At 67.8% G+C, this 3,489-nt stretch carries 3 protein-coding genes; all 3 read right to left on the reverse strand.

All coding sequences use genetic code 11. The features are described 5' to 3' along the window. Nucleotides 1-1,533, reverse strand: a 1,533-nt coding sequence (locus ACNPM4_RS14040) for an FtsK/SpoIIIE domain-containing protein (protein ID WP_448986062.1), incomplete at its 3' end; no start/stop codon positions are given. 57 nt (nt 1,534-1,590) lie between these two features. Continuing rightward, entirely contained in the window at nt 1,591-2,388 is a 798-nt protein-coding gene (locus ACNPM4_RS14045; protein ID WP_417504939.1) for a PP2C family protein-serine/threonine phosphatase, read from the reverse strand. A gap of 81 nt (nt 2,389-2,469) precedes the next feature. Further along, the gene (locus tag ACNPM4_RS14050; RefSeq protein ID WP_029261857.1) at nt 2,470-3,453 is read right to left on the reverse strand and encodes an aldo/keto reductase; all 984 of its coding nucleotides are present in this window, start codon (nt 3,451-3,453) and stop codon (nt 2,470-2,472) included. Between the last annotated feature and the right edge of the window lie 36 nt (nt 3,454-3,489).

Genomic DNA, 3,489 nt, shown 5'->3' on the forward strand with positions numbered 1-3,489 from the left:
GGCATCCCCGACCCGCAGACTGACTCGGAGCGGACAGTTGGCCGCCAGCGCATCCCTCACGACTCCGGCAGCGCGTTGTGTGCCGAGGATGAGGTGCATGCCCAGCGCCCGCCCCCGTGCGGCGACGTCGGTGAAGACAGCCCCCAGGTCGGGATGCTCCGCCAGCAGCGCCGCGAATTCATCGACGACGATGACCAACCGCGGCATACCGACCTCTCGAACGTCCCGGGCGCCTGCTTCAGCGAGAACGCCTTCCCGACGGCGAAGCTCGGCGGTGAGACTGGAGACGCCTCGCCGGGCACCGCCCTCATCGAGATCCGTGATGACCGCTGCGACCTGCCGCAACCCGCGCAACGGCTCGAATGCGGTCCCCCCTTTGAAGTCCGCGAGCACGAATGTCACTCGGTCCGGCCCGTAGACCGCGGAGATGGCGGTGACCCAGCTGACCAGAAGCTCGCTCTTGCCGGTGCCCGTCGTTCCCGTCACGATGGCGTGAGGACCGTCTTCGACGATGTCGACGACCAGCTGTCCGTGCTCGTTCCGACCGATGGCGGCGGCCAGACCGTCGCCTGGGCGTGGCTGCTCCAGCTCGTGCAGAACGACGGAGTCGGGAAGCACATCGATCTCGCCGGCCGCCGACACATGCTCGCGAGCGATGATCCCCGCTTGTGCGAGTGAGACGCACTCGACGGAGACGACGGCGGTGCCCTGAGGGGTGCGCAGCCGGGCACGTCCTGGTTCGATGATGTCGATCACCGTCGTGATCCCCGCCGGAACCTCGGCGTCGGCCGGCGCCAACCAGACCACGGCATCGGCATCCATCCGGATCGCGTCGCCCGACCCGATCCCGACCCGGAAGCCACCCCTGCGCGCGCGCCGCGCATGCGGCAGCGCGTCCAGCCCGCACTCGCGGAGTTCAGCGCCCACGAGCGACAGCTGCGCCGCGCTGAAGCGAAGACTCAGTTGCAGCAGGAGCGCGCGCGCCGCGGCGACGATCACCGGCCGCGCGCCGCGCAGACACACTCCTCCGCCCAGCGGCACGACGATCGGGGCGTCGTCGAGCACTCCGCAACGGTCGCGGAACTCACGACCACGACCGTCTTCGCCCCCGCTGCACCGGACTCCGCTCGGCGCACTCCCGGCCCCCACCACGAGGGCGGTTGCACTATCCGGCGACTCCGCTCCACGGAGGGGAGGCTGCAGGAGACTCGCCGCGGTATCGGGGTGGCGGAGCCACCGGGTCTCACGCTCCTCCCTGTGGCGGAGTACGAGTTCGGCCTCGGCCGCCGCCCAGTCCTGCTCGGACTGCGCAGCGCCGCGCCGACGTTCACGTCGCCGGTTGCGCGCCGCGTCCGCGAACGATGCCACGATCATCAACGGTCCCAGCGCGGCGAAGCACAGCGCGAACACGGATCCGGTGATCAGCCAGAGCACGACCCCTGCGGCTATCGGGACGATCGCCGCCATGAAAGGGAGTGGAGCACGGCGCAACGGCACCGGGGCCGACGGGAGCACGATCGGGAGGGGTTCCATGCGTCCAGTGGATCGCATGCCGTTCCGGAGAACGGCGCTGTCCACAGCGCCCCGCGGCTACTCCGTCGTGTCTTCGACTGGGGAGGACGAGTCGTCCTCGTCTTCAACCTGCACGATGATGAGTGTCACGTTGTCACGCCCGCCATTCTCCAACGCCGCGGCGAGCATGGCGTCCACACTGTGGCCCGGATCGCGGTGCTCCCTGAGGAAGTGCTGGATCCCGTAATCGGTGAGCTCCTTGGTGAGCCCGTCGGAGCAGATGACGAATCGATCGCCGGCGCGCACGTCGATCGTCACGTAGTCCGGCGCCGTGAGCTCGCTCGCACCCACCGCCCTCGTGATCACGTTGCTGTACGGGTGCCCTTCGGCCTCCTCGGGACTGAGCTTGCCCGCCGTGATCAGCTCCTGCACGACCGAATGATCTGTCGTGACCTGGACGAGGCGGTCATCGCGAAGAAGGTAGACCCGGGAATCCCCGATGTTCAGGGCCACCCACTGGGCTTGATCGCCCGTGATCGCGAAGAAGACGCCGGTGAGAGTGGTACCGGTGCCCTCGTCGGTCGTCTCGGGGTGGTCGGCGATGTCGCCCACCGCCTGTTCGAGCGCTTTCTCAATCGCAGGACCGTTGACATCGCCCGCGGAGACGACGGCTTGAAGCCGCTCTACCGTGCTGCGGCTCGCGATCTCTCCACCCGCGTGGCCGCCCATGCCGTCCGCGACGACGAACAGGGGGAACTCCGCAAGGAACGCATCCTGATTCGTCTCTCGACGACGACCGAGATCGGTGACCCCTGCCCAGGACAGCAGCAATGCGCGCTGCGCAACCGTGACGCGATGCGTCTTCGTCTCAGCCACGTGCTGCCTCCGATGGATCTGCGACGGGTCGGGCGTCCGCAGGATACTCACACATCGTAGTAGAACTCCCCCGCACCGCGATCACACCCGGGCGCCCGGGTCGGCCGGCAGAGGGAACAGCTCGTCGATGATCTTCTCGTCTTCGACGCTCGGACGCCACGAATCACCCGCTGCCGCGTTCGCTTCTACCTGCTCGGGTGTCGTCGCACCGGCTATGACGCTGGAAACCGCCGGCCGCGAGAGAAGCCAACCGAAGGAAGCCTCCAACATCGTTATGCCGTGCTCGTCGCAGAAGTCGCGGAAGGTGTCGATGGCATCCCAGGGCGCGTTCTCCCAGACATGGCGACGCGTGGACATGATGCGGCTCGAGGCCGGTCCCCCGTCGCGCGTGAACTTGCCCGAGAGGAGTCCGTTGTGCAGCGGAAAGTACGGGAAGAAGCCCAGGGCGTATCTCTCCACGGCCGGCAGCACCTCGCGTTCGGCCGCGCGCGCGAGCAGGGAGTAGTGGTTCTGTGCGGAGATGAATCTGCCCGAAGATCGCGCGCGGGACGTGAACTCCGCTTCGGCGATCTGCCATCCGGTGAAATTCGAGTGCCCGTAGTAGCGGATCTTGCCTTCACGCACGAGCTCGTCGAGGGCGTCCGTCGTCTCGGCGATCGGCGTCTCCGGGTCCGGCAGATGCAGCTGGTACAGGTCGATCCAGTCGGTTCGAAGCCGCCGCAGCGACTCCTCCACCGCCCGCCGGACGTAGCGGCGAGAACCACGGGCCGCGGGGAACTCGTAGCCCATGTCCCGTTCCTGGCCGAACTTCGTGGCCAGCACCACACGGTCTCGACGCCCCTCGAGGGCTTCACCCATCAGCGCCTCACTCGCGCCGGCCACGGCACCGTACATGTCAGCGGTGTCGAAGAACGTGATGCCGTTGGCGAGTGCCGCGTCGATCACCTCTCTCGTGCCGGAGAGCGTCTCGGTCACCGTCCCCGCTCGACCGAAGTTGTTGCAGCCGAGGCCGGTGGATGACACGAGAAGACCGGAAGCGCCCACTCGGCGCTGAGACAAGACCATGCCCTCCACGTTAGCGGGCGTGTCGGAACGGTGACC

This window comes from Microbacterium umsixpiens, from assembly GCF_053543675.1.

What these genes read in the sequence shown, in the direction of transcription:
- ACNPM4_RS14050 (WP_029261857.1), bottom strand. Translation starts at nt 3,453, where the DNA reads ATGGTCTTGTCTCAGCGCCGAGTGGGCGCTTCCGGTCTTCTCGTGTCA.